The 17,573-nt window shown below is 38.0% G+C and carries 19 protein-coding genes; 2 read left to right on the top strand and 17 right to left on the bottom strand.

Going from position 1 to position 17,573, the window contains the following annotated elements:
- Nucleotides 1-61: 61 nt before the first annotated feature.
- The 7 genes from VJ369_RS12700 to VJ369_RS12670 form a co-directional block, all read right to left on the bottom strand.
- Entirely contained in the window at nucleotides 62-805 is a 744-nt protein-coding gene (locus VJ369_RS12700; protein WP_324092436.1) for a hypothetical protein, read from the bottom strand.
- Nucleotides 793-2,652, bottom strand: coding sequence for a hypothetical protein (locus tag VJ369_RS12695; RefSeq protein ID WP_324092435.1), 1,860 nt, complete (start codon nucleotides 2,650-2,652; stop codon nucleotides 793-795). The genes VJ369_RS12700 and VJ369_RS12695 overlap by 13 nt, the downstream gene beginning before the upstream one ends.
- A complete protein-coding gene (locus tag VJ369_RS12690) occupies nucleotides 2,649-6,413 on the bottom strand; it encodes a hypothetical protein (RefSeq protein WP_324092434.1) in 3,765 nt (1,254 codons plus the stop codon). The genes VJ369_RS12695 and VJ369_RS12690 overlap by 4 nt, the downstream gene beginning before the upstream one ends.
- A 48-nt stretch (nucleotides 6,414-6,461) precedes the next feature.
- Nucleotides 6,462-7,016: an HK97 gp10 family phage protein gene (locus VJ369_RS12685; protein ID WP_324092433.1), complete on the bottom strand. Its 555-nt coding sequence runs from the start codon at nucleotides 7,014-7,016 to the stop codon at nucleotides 6,462-6,464.
- Between the two features lie 57 nt (nucleotides 7,017-7,073).
- Entirely contained in the window at nucleotides 7,074-7,283 is a 210-nt protein-coding gene (locus tag VJ369_RS12680) for a hypothetical protein (protein WP_324092432.1), read from the bottom strand.
- Nucleotides 7,284-7,372: 89 nt separating this feature from the next.
- Nucleotides 7,373-8,140 carry a hypothetical protein gene (locus VJ369_RS12675; RefSeq protein ID WP_324092431.1) on the bottom strand — a complete coding sequence of 256 codons (768 nt, stop codon included), beginning with the start codon at nucleotides 8,138-8,140 and terminating at the stop codon, nucleotides 7,373-7,375.
- Nucleotides 8,141-8,194: 54 nt separating this feature from the next.
- The gene (locus tag VJ369_RS12670) at nucleotides 8,195-9,109 is read right to left on the bottom strand and encodes a hypothetical protein (RefSeq protein WP_324092430.1); all 915 of its coding nucleotides are present in this window, start codon (nucleotides 9,107-9,109) and stop codon (nucleotides 8,195-8,197) included.
- 77 nt (nucleotides 9,110-9,186) lie between these two features.
- Here VJ369_RS12670 and VJ369_RS12665 point away from each other — a divergent pair, with 77 nt between their 5' ends.
- Both VJ369_RS12665 and VJ369_RS12660 read left to right on the top strand, forming a co-directional pair.
- Nucleotides 9,187-9,603: a hypothetical protein gene (locus tag VJ369_RS12665; RefSeq protein WP_324092429.1), complete on the top strand. Its 417-nt coding sequence runs from the start codon at nucleotides 9,187-9,189 to the stop codon at nucleotides 9,601-9,603.
- Nucleotides 9,603-10,103 carry a hypothetical protein gene (locus tag VJ369_RS12660; RefSeq protein ID WP_324092428.1) on the top strand — a complete coding sequence of 167 codons (501 nt, stop codon included), beginning with the start codon at nucleotides 9,603-9,605 and terminating at the stop codon, nucleotides 10,101-10,103. The genes VJ369_RS12665 and VJ369_RS12660 overlap by 1 nt, the downstream gene beginning before the upstream one ends.
- Nucleotides 10,104-10,148: 45 nt before the next feature.
- Here the strand turns inward: VJ369_RS12660 and VJ369_RS12655 are convergent, their stop codons facing one another.
- The 10 genes from VJ369_RS12655 to VJ369_RS12610 all read right to left on the bottom strand — a co-directional run.
- Nucleotides 10,149-10,640 carry a hypothetical protein gene (locus VJ369_RS12655; protein ID WP_324092427.1) on the bottom strand — a complete coding sequence of 164 codons (492 nt, stop codon included), beginning with the start codon at nucleotides 10,638-10,640 and terminating at the stop codon, nucleotides 10,149-10,151.
- A gap of 1 nt (nucleotide 10,641) precedes the next feature.
- Complete coding sequence (locus VJ369_RS12650) at nucleotides 10,642-11,097, bottom strand: hypothetical protein (RefSeq protein WP_324092426.1); 456 nt, start codon at nucleotides 11,095-11,097, stop codon at nucleotides 10,642-10,644.
- A gap of 33 nt (nucleotides 11,098-11,130) precedes the next feature.
- A complete protein-coding gene (locus tag VJ369_RS12645) occupies nucleotides 11,131-11,319 on the bottom strand; it encodes a hypothetical protein (protein WP_324092425.1) in 189 nt (62 codons plus the stop codon).
- 557 nt (nucleotides 11,320-11,876) lie between these two features.
- The gene (locus VJ369_RS12640; RefSeq protein WP_324092424.1) at nucleotides 11,877-12,413 is read right to left on the bottom strand and encodes a hypothetical protein; all 537 of its coding nucleotides are present in this window, start codon (nucleotides 12,411-12,413) and stop codon (nucleotides 11,877-11,879) included.
- A gap of 39 nt (nucleotides 12,414-12,452) precedes the next feature.
- On the bottom strand, nucleotides 12,453-13,082 hold the full coding sequence (locus VJ369_RS12635; RefSeq protein WP_324092423.1) for a hypothetical protein: 630 nt from the start codon (nucleotides 13,080-13,082) through the stop codon (nucleotides 12,453-12,455).
- A gap of 37 nt (nucleotides 13,083-13,119) precedes the next feature.
- Nucleotides 13,120-14,307, bottom strand: coding sequence for a hypothetical protein (locus VJ369_RS12630; RefSeq protein ID WP_324092422.1), 1,188 nt, complete (start codon nucleotides 14,305-14,307; stop codon nucleotides 13,120-13,122).
- A gap of 12 nt (nucleotides 14,308-14,319) precedes the next feature.
- The gene (locus tag VJ369_RS12625; RefSeq protein WP_324092421.1) at nucleotides 14,320-14,787 is read right to left on the bottom strand and encodes a hypothetical protein; all 468 of its coding nucleotides are present in this window, start codon (nucleotides 14,785-14,787) and stop codon (nucleotides 14,320-14,322) included.
- Nucleotides 14,787-16,022: a hypothetical protein gene (locus VJ369_RS12620; protein WP_324092420.1), complete on the bottom strand. Its 1,236-nt coding sequence runs from the start codon at nucleotides 16,020-16,022 to the stop codon at nucleotides 14,787-14,789. The genes VJ369_RS12625 and VJ369_RS12620 overlap by 1 nt, the downstream gene beginning before the upstream one ends.
- A 35-nt stretch (nucleotides 16,023-16,057) precedes the next feature.
- Nucleotides 16,058-16,306 (bottom strand): hypothetical protein, encoded by a 249-nt coding sequence (locus VJ369_RS12615; protein ID WP_324092419.1) that lies wholly within the window; start codon nucleotides 16,304-16,306, stop codon nucleotides 16,058-16,060.
- A gap of 204 nt (nucleotides 16,307-16,510) precedes the next feature.
- Nucleotides 16,511-17,573 (bottom strand): hypothetical protein (locus VJ369_RS12610; RefSeq protein ID WP_324092418.1); only part of this gene is annotated, 1,063 nt, incomplete at its 5' end.

Here is a 17,573-nt window from a genome sequence, read left to right as displayed (position 1 = left end):
GCTTGGAATTTCAGACTGGAAGGATTAGCACTTCCACCTCTGACAGTCAACCATGTGTAACTCATTCTACATTTAACACCGCTTGTAATACTATAGTATGAGATGCTTGCATGAATGTGACATTTTGAACATGTGCTAGTGCAGGAGTTATTGTTACACGGTATTCCATTCTAGAACTTAGTTCATTGTCGGAATCAAATGCTCCAAACTCTGAGAATCCTGATGCTTCTGTTGGGACTGATGTTGGAAATGCTGCTGTGCTTTTGAGGACAATTCCATCAGCATTGATATCACCTGATGTCCTCATATCGGTCCTGACTTTTTCATCCTCAAGTCCGGGGTCTGCAAATGTTGGTTTGGTTGTTCCAATACCTGCTCCCATAAAGAAAAAGAAGTCAGAAGATTCACCTGCGATAAACTCATTGAATGCTGTCAATCCATCCCACATTGGAAGATTATGATTGCTTACGATTTGATATGGTTCAAACTTGTCTCCCTTTTCAAAATATGTTCCGGTCCTCTGGTCATTCCATATCCTGTTAATCTTTGATTCATAGTCTGCAATCATTCTGCTTTTTATGAGTTTGAGATGTCTGTGAACTTCAGGATATCTCTTTTTGGAATAAAGAATTTCATCACGTAATTGTTGTAGAGTTTTAATATAATTCCAGACTGGGATTGAATCTTTTCTATAATCCCATAGCACACCTGTTTCAACACCTTTAACATATACATCTTCTAGTGTTAGACTACCTACACGTCTTGGTCTATTCAATTTCTTTCTAAAGTAATCTAGGATTGACAAATTATTGACTCTCCGAATTTACTCTGGAAGTGATTCATGTATCCAACACAGGTCAATTCCACAAAGTATGAACCATATGGATTCTCTGCATCAAATGAATTTGCAGAATAATGAACACTGTTAATCTCTGCAACAAGATTTGAATTCTGATTTATTCCTGCGGGTGGATATACTATGTTGGCAAGTTGCAATGGATAAAACAATTTATTTGGAATTGAGAGTTGCTTCTTCTCATATATCCTTTTTAGTTTTGCACCGTATTGCAACAAGGTGTTAGCATACTTGAATCCTGTTGAGATATCATGTATCCAAGGTGCATTGACTCTGATTTCAACAGGTCTGTTTGGAGTGAACAACTTGATAGACATTGGATCTGCTGCACTGATTGTTGTCTTGTTTGTAGCAAAGAATGAGAATCTGTGAACAGGACCTTTTGAATTTACACCCCATCCTTTTTCAAAATTCTCATTGTATGGAGTTGGTTGGTCTGTGAACGGTTTCTTTGTTCCTGAATATCTTGGTAGTGCATCAGTCGATGCAGTTGTAAAATCAGAGTCATGATGCCATCTTATTGTGTTATCCTCATTTTCTCCACGTTTGAATAATAGAATCCAGTGTTTTTTGTTCTGGTCAATTGTTGGCATTCTATAACTTAGTGCAATATTGTAAATCGGGACCGGTGCTTCTGTAATCTGGTCATATGGAATATTAAAAGTTGCAATTATTTTTGAAGATGGATGATTATCACCGGTATCTTCACATATGAGACCCTGAACCCCTGTGAGGTCGTAGGCATCATCTACTGATGACCTACCTATGCCTGCTTTTGATAATAGGAGAGCAACATTGAAAAGTTTTGTGGATCCGGGTATGAATTGTTGTCCAACATCTTTTTTCGCTAGACTTGTAAAATTTGGAGTATCGGTTCCTGATGCTGATGATATAATCTGGTCAGTGTTTATCGTAAGAAATACTTGATTGAAAAATCCTTGGTCTACTTTCATGAATTTTCTTCCAGACCATCCACCGAAATAATATGCTGTGGTTTCAGCAGGGTCATTGAGTCTCTCTGTGATAGGTTGATTTGTTCCTTCATAGACTTCCCACTGTCTGATTATTATGCCGGAGTGGACCTTGTATGGTGGTCTCAGATACACCTTTTTATCAGCATCTACATGGAAAACAGTTCCACTTGATGCTGCAAAATTCTCCAAGATAGTTGCTGCTGTTGTCAGTGGTGCATTAACAGTAGGCATTGTCACTCTAATCGTGTTGGCAAGACTATCAAGTAAATATCCCCCCCGGTCCTGTAAAGTGGGGGAGTTTCCTAGAGGTAGGATATCAGTTGATGTGAATGCTTCTAATGCAAGATTATCTATACGGAAAGCAGGGTCATTCAGAACGGTGTTACCAACAATGTCGTCTTTGTTAGCACTTTTCAAAAAATTAAGTATTGTGTAGTTTAGAACAACTCCATATCCCAGACCACGAAATGAATACAGGAGTTTGTTTGCAATAGGATAATCTTCTGTGATATCATCAATTATTCCCCACATAATGTTTTTGTAGTTTTCCTGTTTCTTTGCTGCTTGAATTATAGCAACATGACCACATTCAATTGTGTCTCGGATTACCTTGTCTTTTGAGTCATCTATTGTAAAAGCAAAATCTCCTGTGCTTGCACTGCTAGGATTAACATCTATTGTTTGCAGAACAAACGGTGCATTGTCAGTATCAAAGGAATCAAATTCATATGTGGTCTCAGATTCATCAGGAGTTTTTAATATTAATTTGTATTTGACAGGATCCATGTATTCCTCTGCTGCTGCCATTAGTTCGGAACTCATGCTGATGCATACATTCCGGTATCTTCAAGAGGAATTTCCTTAATCAATTTGGATAGCATTGATGCACCGGGGAACAAATAGATTGGCATTTCAAGATGCACTGTTTTTGCACCTGCTACTGTTGTATTATGAGTTGCATATTGATTTGTAGTTCCACCACGTGTGTCTCCGGGTGGTGATATATCCACTCTCTCGTTTTTGTGAGCATAGATGAATGCATCTTCTGATAGAGTTGCATGCATACCATGCTGAGCAGAAAAGTCACCAACACGTTTTGCTTTTATCGTTACAGTTGCAACCATTCCATCAATCTGTTTTACTTTCTTTTCCACATCTGATGCTGCACGCATAAACTGCCGGTGGTCCCCTAGGAAATCTACAATTGGTCTGAGTTTATCAATTGCTTGGACCACTTTAACAACATCTGAACCTGCTTTCATAAATTGTCTGTGGTCTCCTAGAAAATCAACAATTGGTCTCATCTTATCAATTCCTTGAACTACTTTGCCTACATCACTTGCTGCTTTCATGAACTGACGATGATCTCCCAAAAAGTCCACAATAGGTCTTAGTGCATCGACAAACTGTGCACGTTTGACTACTGTATCTACTGCTGTTAGATATTGTTTGATATCTGCTTTGAAAACAACTGTTACTGTCTTTGGAACATTTTTTGTTTGACCATCTCCTTCTGATTCAGGTGTTCTCTGGAATGTTGGGTCAAATGGAATATCTCCACTGACATTTGTGAATCCGTTGTTTTTACCACCACCGGGTCTTAATGCTATCATCTGTTTCATTATATCCACAAGATTTCCAAAGTCAGTTGTAAGTCCTCTGACTGCTCTACCCTGCAAGTTAAGGTCAATTGTGACTTGATTTATTGTTCTTGCCAAAACATTGTTTAACACAATTTTCTGCACGGCAGGATCTAAATCTTCAAATGCAGTTGTTGTGTCCTCTGTCTTATTTGCAAGTTCTCCCATACCTGTATGGGTATTAACATAGTCTTGCAATATCTTGACATCATTTTCATCTATTCCACCACCTTCTGCTTTGAGTGTTGCAAATAAATCAAAGAATCCTTTCCAGACATCAAGTTCTGCTGCTGTTAGACCACCTTCTTTCAGTTTCAGTAAAGGTTGAATCAGTGTTGTATCTACATCAGCATCAGAAACATCATCGAGTTCATCTCCAAGTTTTCCAATATCCTCTGCTAATTGTTTTGTTATATCCTTTCTTTCATTAGCACTAAGGTCACTCCATATTCTGCTATATCCTTCTAGGACTGTTGTATTGCGATCAACTGTTTTTTGAAGTTCTGCTTGGTCCTGAAGGAATTCTTTGAATTCATCTCTAACTGATTTTGGAATTAAGTCTTTGACATCTTTCCATGCACTCTTCCAGTCTTTACCACCTTTGGTAGCAGCATCAATTAATTCTTGTAATGAATCTCGTGTATTACCGAATGCTTCATCCATAAGTTGTCCCATAATTTGTCCCTCTTTTCCTGCATCACCTTCTGCTTCTATTAATGCTCTTAGATTCTCATTTGTAAGAGTGATTCCTTTTGGTAACTCTATCTTCAAATCTTTGGCAAGGTCAAGATATCCCTGATGTGTGATTTCTAACTGTGCTTTATTTTTAACAAGATTTGTAGTGAAATCAGCAAGTTCCTGAACTCCTGCAACCCATCCATCTTTCATTGCTTTCATTTTAACAGTTCCATCTGTGATTGCTGCACTCCAATCCAATTGTTGAATTATGAGGTCTTTCAGAGCATCAGTCTGGTCTCCTTCTGTTGTTATTGCATCTAAAAGTAAATCATTATGAATACCATATTTTGCTGCTAGAGTGACAAGTTGTAATTCTTCCGTTTGATATGCATTAACAGTTTGTGTTGCTATGTCTATGAGTTGTTTTCCTGCTTCTGTTCCCTGAAGGTCAGCAGCAGTCTTTACCGCTCTTGCACCAAATACCTGTGTTAATGCAGCATTTTCTTTCTGTGTTGCTTCAGCAATCTTACTTATCTGTTCCCTTTGTATTGTGCTCTTCAGAATTATTTCTGCTTGTGCTTGTGCTTCTTCCTCAAGTGTTTTTACTCTATCTTTCTCTACTTTTGTTACCTTTTCCTCATCTGGGAACAGTTCTTTTAGTTTTTTATCCAGTTCTGCTTCTGCTACTGAGCGTAGATTTAATGCACCTGATGCACCAAAATTTGCCTTGATATGTTCTTCCAGTGGTCCTTTTGCTGATTCAAGACTACCTGTTGCAAGTATTGTTGCCTTGTTTTGCTCTATTACACTATCTACATATGACTTTGCTCCTTCTGCTGTTTTGGTCCATGCGGGAATAAGTTCTCCTAAATGGTTCTGTAGTAAATCTGCTGCTTGTGCTGCTGATTGCTGTTTTGCTACTGCTTCTTGATATGCAGGATTAACAGCAAGAAGTTTTGATTTGATTAATTCTAATCCTTGATTTGTTGCATTGAGTGATCCTTGATATGTTTTTTCTTTTGATATTGCATCAGCAAGTTGTTTATCAAAATCAAGTCCATATTTTAGAACAAGTTGCACAACGTTCAAATGTTCTTTATCTGCTTCCAGTGTCTTTCTTTTTGCAGTTGCTTCATCTGCAAATCCCTTTACTTTTCTCACACTTACTTCTGCAAGTTGTTTATCAAATTCTAGTTGGTCCTTCACTGATTTTATATAATCAGCATTCATCGTTCCTAGTGTAGTTTTAGTAGTCTCTGCATGTTTTTTGATTATCTCATCTGCTGCATCAAGATGTGACTGAACTGAAGTTGTGTATAACTGTGGACCCTTTGCTGCTTCTCCAAAAGCATCTGTAGTCTCTGTTGCTGTATCTGCTGATGCTTGATTAAGATTCATCAATGCTTCAATGATGAATCCTATACCAACAACAAGTGCACCAATACCTGTTCCTATTAAGAGACCTTTCATAGCACCTGATAGTGCTCTGATACCAACCGCACCCACTTCTGCTGCCGGTCCAATTCCACCAAGTGCAGGTCTTAACAAAAGAGAAGCACCTGTTGTCTGTCCCATTCCAAGAACAGTGGATCCAATAGAAGTTACAAAACCTTTGATTGATGGAATGATATTACCAAAACTTCCCCTGAGATTTGTTACAAGTTGAACGACTGATGATCCTGCTGCAACAACCTGTGGACCAACCTGCGATGCAAATGCTGCCCATGCTTCGTTGACATCTTGCTGTAAGTCTGCATTTCGTTCTTGAGCAACTGATAATTTATTATGAGCATTGGTAATCCTGTCATCAAGTATTGCCATTTGCTCTGCTGAAAGATTTCCTTTGTCTACTGCTTGTCTACGTCTTTCAGTCAATGTTGCAATTGTTGTCTCTAAAGTTGATACTCTTTGAGCAGCAGCATGTGCTCTGATTTGGACCTTCTCTAATGAGTCATAAGCATTGTAGACTCCCCAAATTGAAGCGGTTGCAACACCGAATGAAGTTGCATTCTGAGAGAATGTAGAACCTATCTGTGATAATTTTGCACGAAATCCTGTAATCTTTGCATCAGCATTTGTGACAGAAGTTGTAAATCCACCAAGTGCATCTGCTCTGAATCCTGTTTCCATCTGTTTTACTGAGGATGTTAGTTGTCCTGCTCCTGTCCTCATTGCATCAAGTGATTTTACTATTTTTGTATTAGCAGCAACTACAGATTCAGCATTCTGAGCATCGTATCTAACAGTGATACTTGGTGATGACAATTATGAAATTATTTGTGTCGATGATTATCTAATAACCAACCAACCAAGTCATCGTTTTGCACCGGGTCGTCTTGTTGGGAATCCATATTTTTGTTTTCTTCCACTGGGTCTTAGCAGTTGTCTGAAAGATGTTTTTGTCTGAGTTTTCTTTCCATAAACATAACGGGTCCCTGCACCGGTCTGGACCTTATACAGAAACTTGTGTGCTCTTGCACCACCCTTTGAACCATGTTCTGCATGTGGTGGTTTTGGTTGACCTCCTTTTGTAAGTGCAACTGTATATTTTAGAAGTTCATCAAGTAACATTTTCTGTCCATGAATTGCAGCAGGGGTAAAATATTTTCGTCCCGGAACTTTCTTTCCTGCTCTATTTGTGTATCCAAACTCAACAGCAGCAGCATAATCTACCATTGCACCAACTTCACCTGACAACTCATTATTCATCCAGTGAGTAATAGAGTCCCTGAGTGTCCCTGTGACCACAGGTGCTTTGCTCTGTGCTTCTGCTGCAACTTGTGCACATACCCAGTTTATTATTTCACCGATTTGATGATTCTGTAATCCTAAAGAAATATTATTAAAAAGTTTAATGTTCTCATCCATACCTGTAATCTTCATTGATAGTGCGAACATTATGTTGCATAAGATTCTCGGATTATATTAATATGAACTGCCACTACCAAGTGAGTCTCTTTTGATATTACCTCTTCTGATATTCTCCCAATCAGCACTTGCATTTAGATTCGGACCTGATTTCTTATTCTCTTCTTCTCTTATCTGTGCAACAGTTTTGTCTATCACTGGCATTATTGCATCTATTTCTTCATAGAATGGATAACCCAATTCCCAAGGAACCTTATGGTAGAACATATAGAGTCTTGCTAATTTGATATACCAACGGGTCCTTACAGAAGCACCGATGATAGTCTTGCCTTTAATCCAATCTCTAAGGACCCGTCTTATTTTGGGGACTTTACTCCCCCTTTATACAATGCTATATCTGAATAGTTTATGACATCATCAAATCCTATTGAACGGATATCATCATCAGATGCACCAAAGTATGCCTTGAATACTGCTGAATAATAATCCTGAATTGATTTTTCCCATCTCACCTTCTTTGATTGCCATACTTTGTCCTGTGCGTATTTTTGAAACATCTGTTCTGTTGTGGTTGGGTCGTTTGTCATACGGTTGATTCTGACACCTTCTTCTATCACAGCAAAATGTGCATCCTGCATCGCAGACTCTAAGAACATTAATTCATCACGGTCCTGCATTGGCAGTGATGCATAATGGAATGTTTTTGGTTTTGATACTATCTTTCCCTCTTTGTCACGTTTCCATATTAATCTCTCTTGCACAGCATCACCTATCTGTCTCTTCTCTACTTTTTCTACAATTCTGACAGGGATATCAAACGATTCATCTTCTGCTCTTTTCATTATCCATACTTTCTTTGCATATTGCTCGTATGTGTCAATCTTCTTTAATTGCTCATTAACATCTTCTAGTTTTGGAAGATTCTTTATCTGTTCTACAATTGTTTTGATTGAACGTGCATCAGCAAAATCTAGAGTTGGAAAACTTTCAAGGTCTACTTTTTCAGGTTCTACTGGTTCTATTTCAACACCGGGTCCTAACTCTTCTTCTATGTTTGCCTTGGATTGGGTCTCTGCAATTGTTTTTCTATGTTCTTTAAGTTTCTCTTTTATTTCTGCTGCCATAAAACACTAACTAAGAGGGAATTAAAAAATGTAGTATAAAAAGAGTGGGTTTGTTTAGGATGCCACTGTCAATGCTGTAACTGATATCGACTTTGCAACTCCAACCAGTGTCTCTTTGTAGATATCCATTGCTCCTGAGTCAGAATCAGTCGTGTAGGAGTTGAATTTACAGTTGTTCAGAGTAATGATGACAGGAGTTGTGAATAATTGCATTGTGATTGTTCTTGCAGTCATGTTCTTTACATCACCGATTAGTGCAGAATCTTTTACCCATGTGTCGAAATTGAATGCTATACGTCTACCACCGGGTCTCAGTGTTCTTGGAAGTGCTGAACCTAAAGGCATGACTTCAAGTGCGTTTCTTGAGAGTTCGATTGTTCCTTTCTCGATGTCTCGTGCAACCGCATTGTATGTGAATGGATCTGATGTTCCTGAAGTTAAGTGAGTCCAAGGAGTCGTAGTTAAAGCAGGTGCATAAACAGTTGAAGCACCAATAGCGGTATCTGTTGCTGCTTGAGTTAACCAGTCAGTTGATGACATACATTTCATGACACCAACACATGATACACGTTTGTCTAAGTTGATTGTGCATCTGTCTGGAAGTGCACCATAGTAAATTTTGGTATTGGCAACGTTGTTAATTTTCTGACTTCTGAGAACTGTGTTGGTCTTATCAATAGAACCTGCACCACCACCTGCTGCTTCAGTAAAATACCTCAAAAATCTTGTATCGATTAATAACCATGATACAGTAATCATGTTATGCTCTTCTAGTTTTTGGTCGTCATAGATATCTTCAGTCCCTAATAAGGTAACTTCTTCATGTCTCATTGGAATGTTGTCTGTTAACTTTGAAGCAATTCCGATGTTTTTATATGTAGAATTTTGAACCGGAGTTCCTTTAGTTGTCTCTTCACTTGTTTGGATTTGACGAGTCCAGTCTAAGGTAGTTGAAACTTCATATGCCATATTATATGATAGATTCTTGCGTGTATGGTATTGAGAATCAAGTTAGTTATTTTCTGAATATAGGGTTTCTTTAGAGTATGCCTTCGCCATTTGGAACTGTGTCTTTAGCAAGAGCACTCTCAGGTGTTTCAGATAATTCAGATGTTGATGATACGGAGATTCAAGCAGGACTTGATTACGGATATCAGATGCTTGTGTTATTCACAGGTAAGAATGATTGGACCGGTAGTGAATCTGTAGCAGACCAGTGTGACCGTGCAGTTGAATATTTCTGTGGAAGTTGGATAAAGTCTTGGTGGCAGGACCCTGATAATAAGAGTCAGGAATTCTTCAATAGAGCAAAGTCAATGTGTGTTGCCATTATGGAAAATATGAAGATGGTCACACCAAATCAACCAACTGATGCATCTTTCACATCAACCGCATATACATATAGAACTAAAAACCTAAATCCTGATGCACTGCCATACAAGTCACCAAGGACTGATTATTAATGTCAACATATGGTGTCACTAGCACAGTTCCGCTTTCAGATTTAGATGAGGACCCTGAAGTTCTAGCAGAGACATTCTTCAAAACAGTGTGGAATGATGTTACATGTGGTATTGCACAAGCAGATATTGATTTTGGATATGAACCTAATAATGCAACAAGAAAACAATACACAGTAAAGTTTGAAGAGAATTTTACAGATATTACTCATCCTGATATTATAGACAAGTATTCCTGTTATGATATATTGATGGATGCCAAGATATCAGAGAAATCAGGTAAGATATACAAAACAGGTCAGCATGCAGGACGTGGACGATACAAGATTAGAAAATACATTGAACGTGTTGTAAGTCAAAATAATAGAACAGGAATGCCAACTCAAAAAATAAAACATTTGTATCTGGTCGGTTCAAGAAATGTTCCCGAACCAGAGAGGACGGATATTCACTCTGCTCTTGTTACGTTCTTTATGAGAGTGTATAAGGTAACTACAATCTAGTAGTTTTTACCTTTGCTCTTACCTTTTGGTTTTGCTGTTTTCTTTTTACCCAATTTGACCCCTCACTAATTTGACCAGAGAATGATGTTTCTTTGGTATTGATATTGTGTGAGCATCACCATCTTCATAGTCCTGTCGTTCTGATATGAGTTCACATTCTTCATATGGACACTCTACAGTTTCCGTCACACGCTTTTCTTCATTGAATTGCTCTTTTGTGAATCGCACCTTTAATTCTCCCTTTTTCTTTGCACCATTTGCATTGTATTCAGGTGATAATGGATATCCTGTATCAAGTCTGTCAATGACATCAATACCAACTTCGTTTCCATCAGAATCAAAGAACATTGTTTCTTTTGTTTCTTTGTTCCTTGCCATGACTCGTTTTCCATTATCTTCTAAAACTTCTGGATTGTCACCGAGAATTGATTGTTCTTTGGTCTTTTTTGTTTCCTCTGTTGCTGCCGGTTTTCCGGGTTCATCTACAAATGACATTGCTACATCATCCATCGTCTTTGGTTTTTCTTTGTTTGCCATTTTACTTATTCACCTTTGTTGCCACAGCATCATATAACTCTCGGAACTTTTGAACTTTTGCATCTGCTTCAACTACATCCTTTGTTACATTTCTAATTTGGATTGCAGGTTTATCTACTATTTCTTGTGCTTCTTTTGGTAATGCACTGTATACGAATTCTGTTAGGTTTGAAACCTTCTCTTCTGAGTTCTTGAATTTTTCACCAAATGTTAAGAATGCATTCATGATTTTCTCATCAGTTGAGTTTGGATTTAGACCAATACGTTTTGCCTTCTCTGCCATGTAGAAGTTAAAGACGTTACTCATTAACGATATGACTGCTAATGCCAATGCCATATAAGTTCCGGTAACTGTTTGTTCTTCTTGTGCTAGTGCGAAATTTGGAAAAAACATCACAGCAACTAAAAGCGTTGTGGATGAAACCGCAACTAACCTAACCACACTTTGATTATTCATTGAAGCAAGTGCTTCAGATGAAACCAAAGTGAACTAAGCGTTTTTTATTGCTGCTATCAGCACTAAGATAAACCAGACTACCAAAGCAATTACTCCCAGAACAATAATTATTGTTCCGACAGTCGTTGGTCCAACTGGAATATCAACCCAGTAATACAAAACTGCTCCTACTATAATCAGCACTATTGCTATTATGAGAAGATTTTGATGTGGAATACTCATTGTATAGTCTAATTCATTCCTAATATGAAGAAAAGAATCATTTAGTTGAATTAGTATTATTCTCGACTGTAATGTTGACAACTTCAGGACCACTTATAACTCCTGATATATGTCCAGAAAACTCTTGATTATCTAATTGAGTTTCTTGTTCCTGTTGAGTGGTTGTGGTTGTAGTCGTAGTCGTAGTTGCGTTTGTAGATGTCGGTGTTTCTTGTGGATAGAAAACAAGATATCCTATCATAAGCGACGAAAGAATCAGTACTGGAATTAGAGCAAATCTAACATCAACCCTTGGAGGTGTGATGCTATTCATTGATATCTATATGCCATTAATCGCTTATAAAGGAATAATTCAATGTAGAAGAAAAATGTTACAAAGATTCCTATTGGCAATGCATAATGAGTTAATAAATTTCCCCACCCTGTAATAGATAGTGATAAATCAATCACATGTAAATCGGAATAGAAATAACCACCAACGATAAACCAGACAGTTGCACCTATAACGTTGGCAATGAATACAAGGACTAAATCTTTAACCGGTATCTTCATTTCTTTTATTTACTTCCACGTTCATGAAACATGGATATCAAATCTCTCTTTGCAGAGTCTACCAATGCTACTGCTTTATTTTCTGCTTCTTTGACTCTATCCTCAATTCGTTGATTCCAGTTAGTTAGAAACCTTAGATTTTCGTTAATCCTATCATGAAGTTTTTGCTGTTCCTTATCATGTGCATCAACCTTTGTAGAAACAACAGTCACACGGGTATTGGCATCTTTAACATCTGCTCTTACAGAATCAGTCTGTTTCTGCATTGCTGTAAAGTCATCTTTTAAATCGAGTTTTGCATCACCTATTTGTTTCACCCTTTCTGATTTTGCATTAGAGACTTCAAGTTCCACTCTTTTGATATCTACTTCATGTTCAGTTTTTATCTGGTTTTTCATTTCTAGCATTTCTTTTGCTAGACCTGTTAGAGTAACTTCCATTGTTGTTATACGTCTTGATGCATTCCAGATGACAAGTGCTACTGTGATAAGTCCTGTCCCTATTACTATTTCTGCAACTAAGTCACCTGTGAATTCTACCACAGATTCGATTAGAAAACGTTATAAAAAAACACTAATAGGTTAAGAAGTCATCTTTTTGATTGCTTCTTTCTGTATATTCTTAGTCTTTAATCCCTCATCATATGACATTAGAGCATCATACGATTCTTTGGTGAATAGATTTCTGTCTTTTATCATGACAGATGTTCCACCAAAGTTTTGCCAGTAGTCATCAGATATTGATGATAGATAAAACTTTGTTGAACCGCTTTTGTATTCTTTCATGATTTCTGCAAGTTTCTTTGGATCCCAAGGTTGAGTGTAGACCATATTCCATCTTCTGATTGTTTTGTTTATTGTGTTGCCTTCTGCATCTTTGATAGGTTCTGTATCAAGTCTTGGACGTTTGCCTAACCACACTTCTGCTTCAAACGGTCTATCATCTTTATCAAGACAAGAATATTTGACCTTCCATAACATCCATTCATCATTAGAAAATTCATCTTTCTCTCTGTATACTGATAAGAGTTCTTGCTTTGCAGTCTGTGGACTTTTCTTTGAGAATTTCAGATATGCTATTTCTTTTAGAGTCTCTGTATCTTTTTCATTTGGTATCCATTCCATTGATACATCTTCATGTGCTTTGATAATGTCTTTGATTCTTTCAGAATATTCAGGTTCGTCCTTCTCTGGAACGTAGCGATACGCCATTAAAAATAAAAGAAAGTAAAGGTGTTAAAAAACCTTTTTAGAGAATTGTGCTTCCAGTGTTGAAAACTGCTGTGTCTATGATTTTTGCAGTGAACCATCTCTTGAAGATTGTTCCTCTGATTCCGGTTCTGCTGTCCTCATATTGTGCAGTTCTTTGTGGACCTTCTACGAATACGATTCCTATTGGGTCAAACACAGTGTAGCGGTCAGTCGTTATCAGGTCATCTACTCCCCATCTGATAGACTCAAATCCACCAGTTCCAGTGATGATACCATTACCGAATGTATATCTTACATTGGCAAATGCACCAAGTCCACCGGGTTGGACAGTTGTGTTTGATTGATAGACATCATATACTGCTCTGTTTGAAAGTATTGCTTGTGGAGTTCCTCTTAGCGTGTTGTCAACTACTGTTGCAATGTTCTTGACATCAATCTTTGCATTTCTTGTGGACAGACCACCTGAAAATGCAGACCATGAACCTTGAGCAGTTGCAGATAGTGCGTTAAAGAGAGCAGCACATTTTTGATTCATTACTTTTTCCATTTGACCTCTCAATGCTCTGACATGATATCCCATTACATCTACGTCATAGTATTGCATGGTGAAATCTTCAGACCATTGCAGATGCCATCCGTATTTCTTTTGACTGAAAGTTTGACTCGTAAATCCACCCTTTCCTGACAGTGGAATGGTCCATACTCCCATATCTTCGTTGATTGCATCGAATCCTGCAAAGTCATCTATTCTCAAGTCAAGTCTATCTGATTGCATTCTTGTTACAAGTTCTAGTATGATGTGATTGCGTATTGGTGTCTCAGTCGTTTTCAGAGCAAGCAATGCTGATTTTACAGTTGCAAAGTCTGCACCTGTTAGCATACCTGATTCTGCAAGTTTTGAAAGTCCTTGTTTTCCACCTGATTTCCATGCAGAAATTACTTCCATTGCTTTTGGATACCATTCTTTTGTGAATCCACCCAGACCTTTGAAATCACCTTGTTTTCCTGATTCTACTAATGCGTGTTGTTTGCCATATGTCTCGAAATTTACAATTGGTTCATCATACGTTGGTTTGTATCCAACGGACATTCTTTCTTCTCCTCTTGTGATTAATTTTGACACTGGATTTATGTATACTACTGAATTTGGATCTTCTTTGTATGTTTCTGATAAGGATTCCATTCCTGTGTATTTCGGAGGTAACGGGACTAATCTTTGACTCATGCTATATCACTCCTATCTCGAATATGTCCTAATGAGAATCAAATCTCCTGCACTAGCAGACGTTGTTGCGGTAACTCCGTCACCTTGGATTGGAGTAACGTTGCCTTTTGCTTTGTATGCACCTACACGCAGATTGACTGCTGAAGTTCCATCCACAAAGGCATCAACTCGTCCTGCTGTTGCTGCTGACCTGATTACATCATTGTTTGGTGGTATCGTTGCTCCTGCCTTTACATAAACATAGACCGGATTCAACCAGAGTTCTACTTTTACTAGGTTGACTGCTTTACCATATGGGGTAGCAACTCGGAATGGTCCTACTCCTGATGTTGAGCAAGTTAACCATGCATCTGATGCTTCTGCCATATTGCAAACGTCTCCACCTGCAATTGCTGCGGTTGTTGCATCTTCCTGTGTTGAGACAGGTAAGACACCATCTATAAGTTCAGGATCTCCGGGAACGTGTTGTGATGCCGGCATTATTCACCGAACACCCCCGTTGCATCAAAGATGCTGAACTCGTTTGTTGGTTCGTCTTTATTTAAAGTCAATTTACCATCATTTGTTATAAGTCCTGATTCACCAACTCGTTTTCCCTTTTGTGATATTTCCATCATCTTTGGAGCAAGATGATATGTGTCGTCAATGTCTTGTAGAATTTCTTCTTCAGTCAGTTTGCCAAATCTTGACACAAATTTCTTTATTGCTTCCTCTTTGTTCTCTTCCTTGTTATCAAAAACAAACATAGGAACTTTGTCAACCTTTGCACGAACTGCTGTTTCTACATTTCTTCTCATCAGTTTCTCTATTTTCTTATTGTTGTCGCTGTTGGTTTCCTCAGTGATTTTATGTTTTGATTTTAATTCAGAATGTTCCTTGTTTAAGGATTCAAACTTCGTTTTCCAGTCTATTTCCTGTTCTTCTCCTTTTGGGAGTTTGGTTTTGCCATCAGCAGACAGAGTTTCTACCTGTCCCGTAACAGCATCCTTAACTTCACCTTCAGGTGGAGAATTAGGTTTATCGTCTACCATTGAAGATTCTTGAACTTTTCCGAAACTATGAGAACTATACTTATGAGAGAAATTTGACAGAACAGTGTATCTACAATATTCACAATTGTGATCACGCTTTTTGGATGATTCGACTAATTGTGATATGCATTCTGTTCCACCTGTGCATTGTTTTGAAACACCTGCAATATGTGGTGGGTATGCCGGAGTCTTGACAGACGATACACCAAGGGGATATGCATCTGTTATGAATCCCTTCTTGTCTCTCTGTAATACGAAAACAGATGATGATACAAATTGTGGAAACTTGCCTTCCTTCCATGCACGTTTTGCTCCCTCATCTGCAATCCTCATTATCCCGATTAGTCTCTTTGAACCATTTGCTAGAGTTTTGAGTTGTGTTTTAACATAAGTTCCAAATGCCCAATCTGCACTCTTCTTCAGATAGTAATCAATCTGTGCTGACTCTGCAAGGTCATCAGCAGGTGGGTCCTCATATGCTAATGGATGATTCCCTGATGGATGAGCATTGTGGACTCTACCAACCCATGCATCTGTTTCATGCCATTGCTCTAATAATGATGATGGAAAACCAATACCATTTTCGTTAAAGTAATCTCCGTCTGCTATCAGACATGGAACATAGATATCGTTTCCTTGTGTGTATGAACCGTCTAAAATCTGGGGTTCTACTAATTGTTGCACATAAGCAAGTCAAACTCTAAGGAAAAGATAACCAACTAAGTATTCTGCTGCACTATTGGTCCTCTTGCTTGTTTGTTCATAGGAGAGTCTGCAATCAGTTGTTTTGAATTGTTTCTGAGATTGCTGAATTTGTTTTCTTCTCCGTCAAGGAATTCAATAATATTTACCAATAACATTCTAAAATGATGAATCTCTTTATCCTGTAATGTTATCTTTGCTTGCAGTTCATCAATTAGTTTTTCCTGCTCTGTTTTCTCTACCTTTGGTGGTTCTTCTGTTGCCATTTAATTAACCCAACTCTGGAAATTCTGCTGCAACCTGTGCAACTGTGATAATGTCATTTTCCAATAGAAGATGCATGCATCCTATAGTATAATACTTTATTGATGATTTTGAAGGAGTTGTAACATCATGAACCTGTTCATCTCTCTTTGCTGCAAGGAATGTCAACATTTGATTTTTTGTGAATGCTATTTCAATTCACCCCCTTATGGTGCAAATTCGGCAGTATAACCATCTAATTGAAACTCTGATGCTGCCTGTGTCTGATCCATGTCTATGCTTACAAGAATTGCTGTATCATTAGCAAATGTCCAAGAGATACCCTGTGCTCGTATGTTAGCATTAACTAGAGTTTCATCATCAGTAATAGAACCCTGTCCAGTAGTAGGAGCAGAAGTATCTTGCATTGCAAGGAATCCCACCATCCTTCCTGTAGTTGATGATTGATTACTTCTATAGAATCTTAGTTCCATATACCAAGGTTTTACTGTTGCTGACTGTGCATGACTTCCACCAAAGTTATCCTGATATACTGTTGTTCCACCAACTTTGATTCTGAGTGCATAGTTTGTAGCGGTTGCAGAGTTTTGAGTAAGATAACCATGTGCTTTTACAATGACGTGTGAATCTACATCCATAATACCACCCTTTACTGTGAAATTTATTATTGTAGTTTCAGCACCGGTATTTATGACGTTGACATGATCTGCTCTTGTAGATATGTAACTTCCTACATATCTCATGTTGTTTGTATCCAAACCTAGTCTCAGGGTTCCATCTGCTTCAAGTTTCATGACCCTCTGCAAAGTTCCTGCTCTAATCACATCCCAGTCGAATTGTCCATCTTCACTACCATTGGTAGAATCAATCAATTCCATTACATTGTATCCATAGTATGTTTCATTGCTGCCAGTATCAAGTGCTTTGAACCCATGACCCCATTCTATGAAGTTGGTGCTGCTTGCTCTGAATAAATCAATATATCCATCATTCCAAAATGTCTGTGTTGCTCTCAATGTTCCTGAATCCATGTTTGAGATAACTGTCTTTCCTTTCTCTGAACCGTTAGTGTTGACAACAATTTCAGACATGAGAGAACCGTATTGTTGTTTAGCACTTCCTGAATCTTGTAGAAAGAACTCCATACCTGCTTGATTGCCTACTGTATTATTAGTTCTGTATACTCCTAAAAGGACATTAGAACCACTTCTTATTACTGATAGTGGACCTCTAAGAAGTTCTAGTGTCCCATCATCATAGAGTATCATA

The organism is Glutamicibacter sp. (genome assembly GCF_035257265.1).
Lineage (GTDB): Bacteria > Actinomycetota > Actinomycetes > Actinomycetales > Micrococcaceae > Glutamicibacter.
This window is presented reverse-complemented; position numbering and strand designations above follow the sequence as displayed.

Bases quoted from the DNA above. Each gene is read 5' to 3' on its own strand.
- VJ369_RS12695 (WP_324092435.1), bottom strand. From the start codon at position 2,652: ATGAGTTCCGAACTAATGGCAGCAGCAGAGGAATACATGGATCCTGTC.
- VJ369_RS12685 (WP_324092433.1), bottom strand. From the start codon at position 7,016: ATGGATGAGAACATTAAACTTTTTAATAATATTTCTTTAGGATTACAG.
- VJ369_RS12680 (WP_324092432.1), bottom strand. From the start codon at position 7,283: ATGTTCTACCATAAGGTTCCTTGGGAATTGGGTTATCCATTCTATGAA.
- VJ369_RS12675 (WP_324092431.1), bottom strand. From the start codon at position 8,140: ATGGCAGCAGAAATAAAAGAGAAACTTAAAGAACATAGAAAAACAATT.
- VJ369_RS12670 (WP_324092430.1), bottom strand. From the start codon at position 9,109: ATGGCATATGAAGTTTCAACTACCTTAGACTGGACTCGTCAAATCCAA.
- VJ369_RS12665 (WP_324092429.1), top strand. From the start codon at position 9,187: ATGCCTTCGCCATTTGGAACTGTGTCTTTAGCAAGAGCACTCTCAGGT.
- VJ369_RS12660 (WP_324092428.1), top strand. From the start codon at position 9,603: ATGTCAACATATGGTGTCACTAGCACAGTTCCGCTTTCAGATTTAGAT.
- VJ369_RS12655 (WP_324092427.1), bottom strand. From the start codon at position 10,640: ATGGCAAACAAAGAAAAACCAAAGACGATGGATGATGTAGCAATGTCA.
- VJ369_RS12650 (WP_324092426.1), bottom strand. From the start codon at position 11,097: ATGAATAATCAAAGTGTGGTTAGGTTAGTTGCGGTTTCATCCACAACG.
- VJ369_RS12645 (WP_324092425.1), bottom strand. From the start codon at position 11,319: ATGAGTATTCCACATCAAAATCTTCTCATAATAGCAATAGTGCTGATT.
- VJ369_RS12635 (WP_324092423.1), bottom strand. From the start codon at position 13,082: ATGGCGTATCGCTACGTTCCAGAGAAGGACGAACCTGAATATTCTGAA.
- VJ369_RS12630 (WP_324092422.1), bottom strand. From the start codon at position 14,307: ATGAGTCAAAGATTAGTCCCGTTACCTCCGAAATACACAGGAATGGAA.
- VJ369_RS12625 (WP_324092421.1), bottom strand. From the start codon at position 14,787: ATGCCGGCATCACAACACGTTCCCGGAGATCCTGAACTTATAGATGGT.
- VJ369_RS12615 (WP_324092419.1), bottom strand. From the start codon at position 16,306: ATGGCAACAGAAGAACCACCAAAGGTAGAGAAAACAGAGCAGGAAAAA.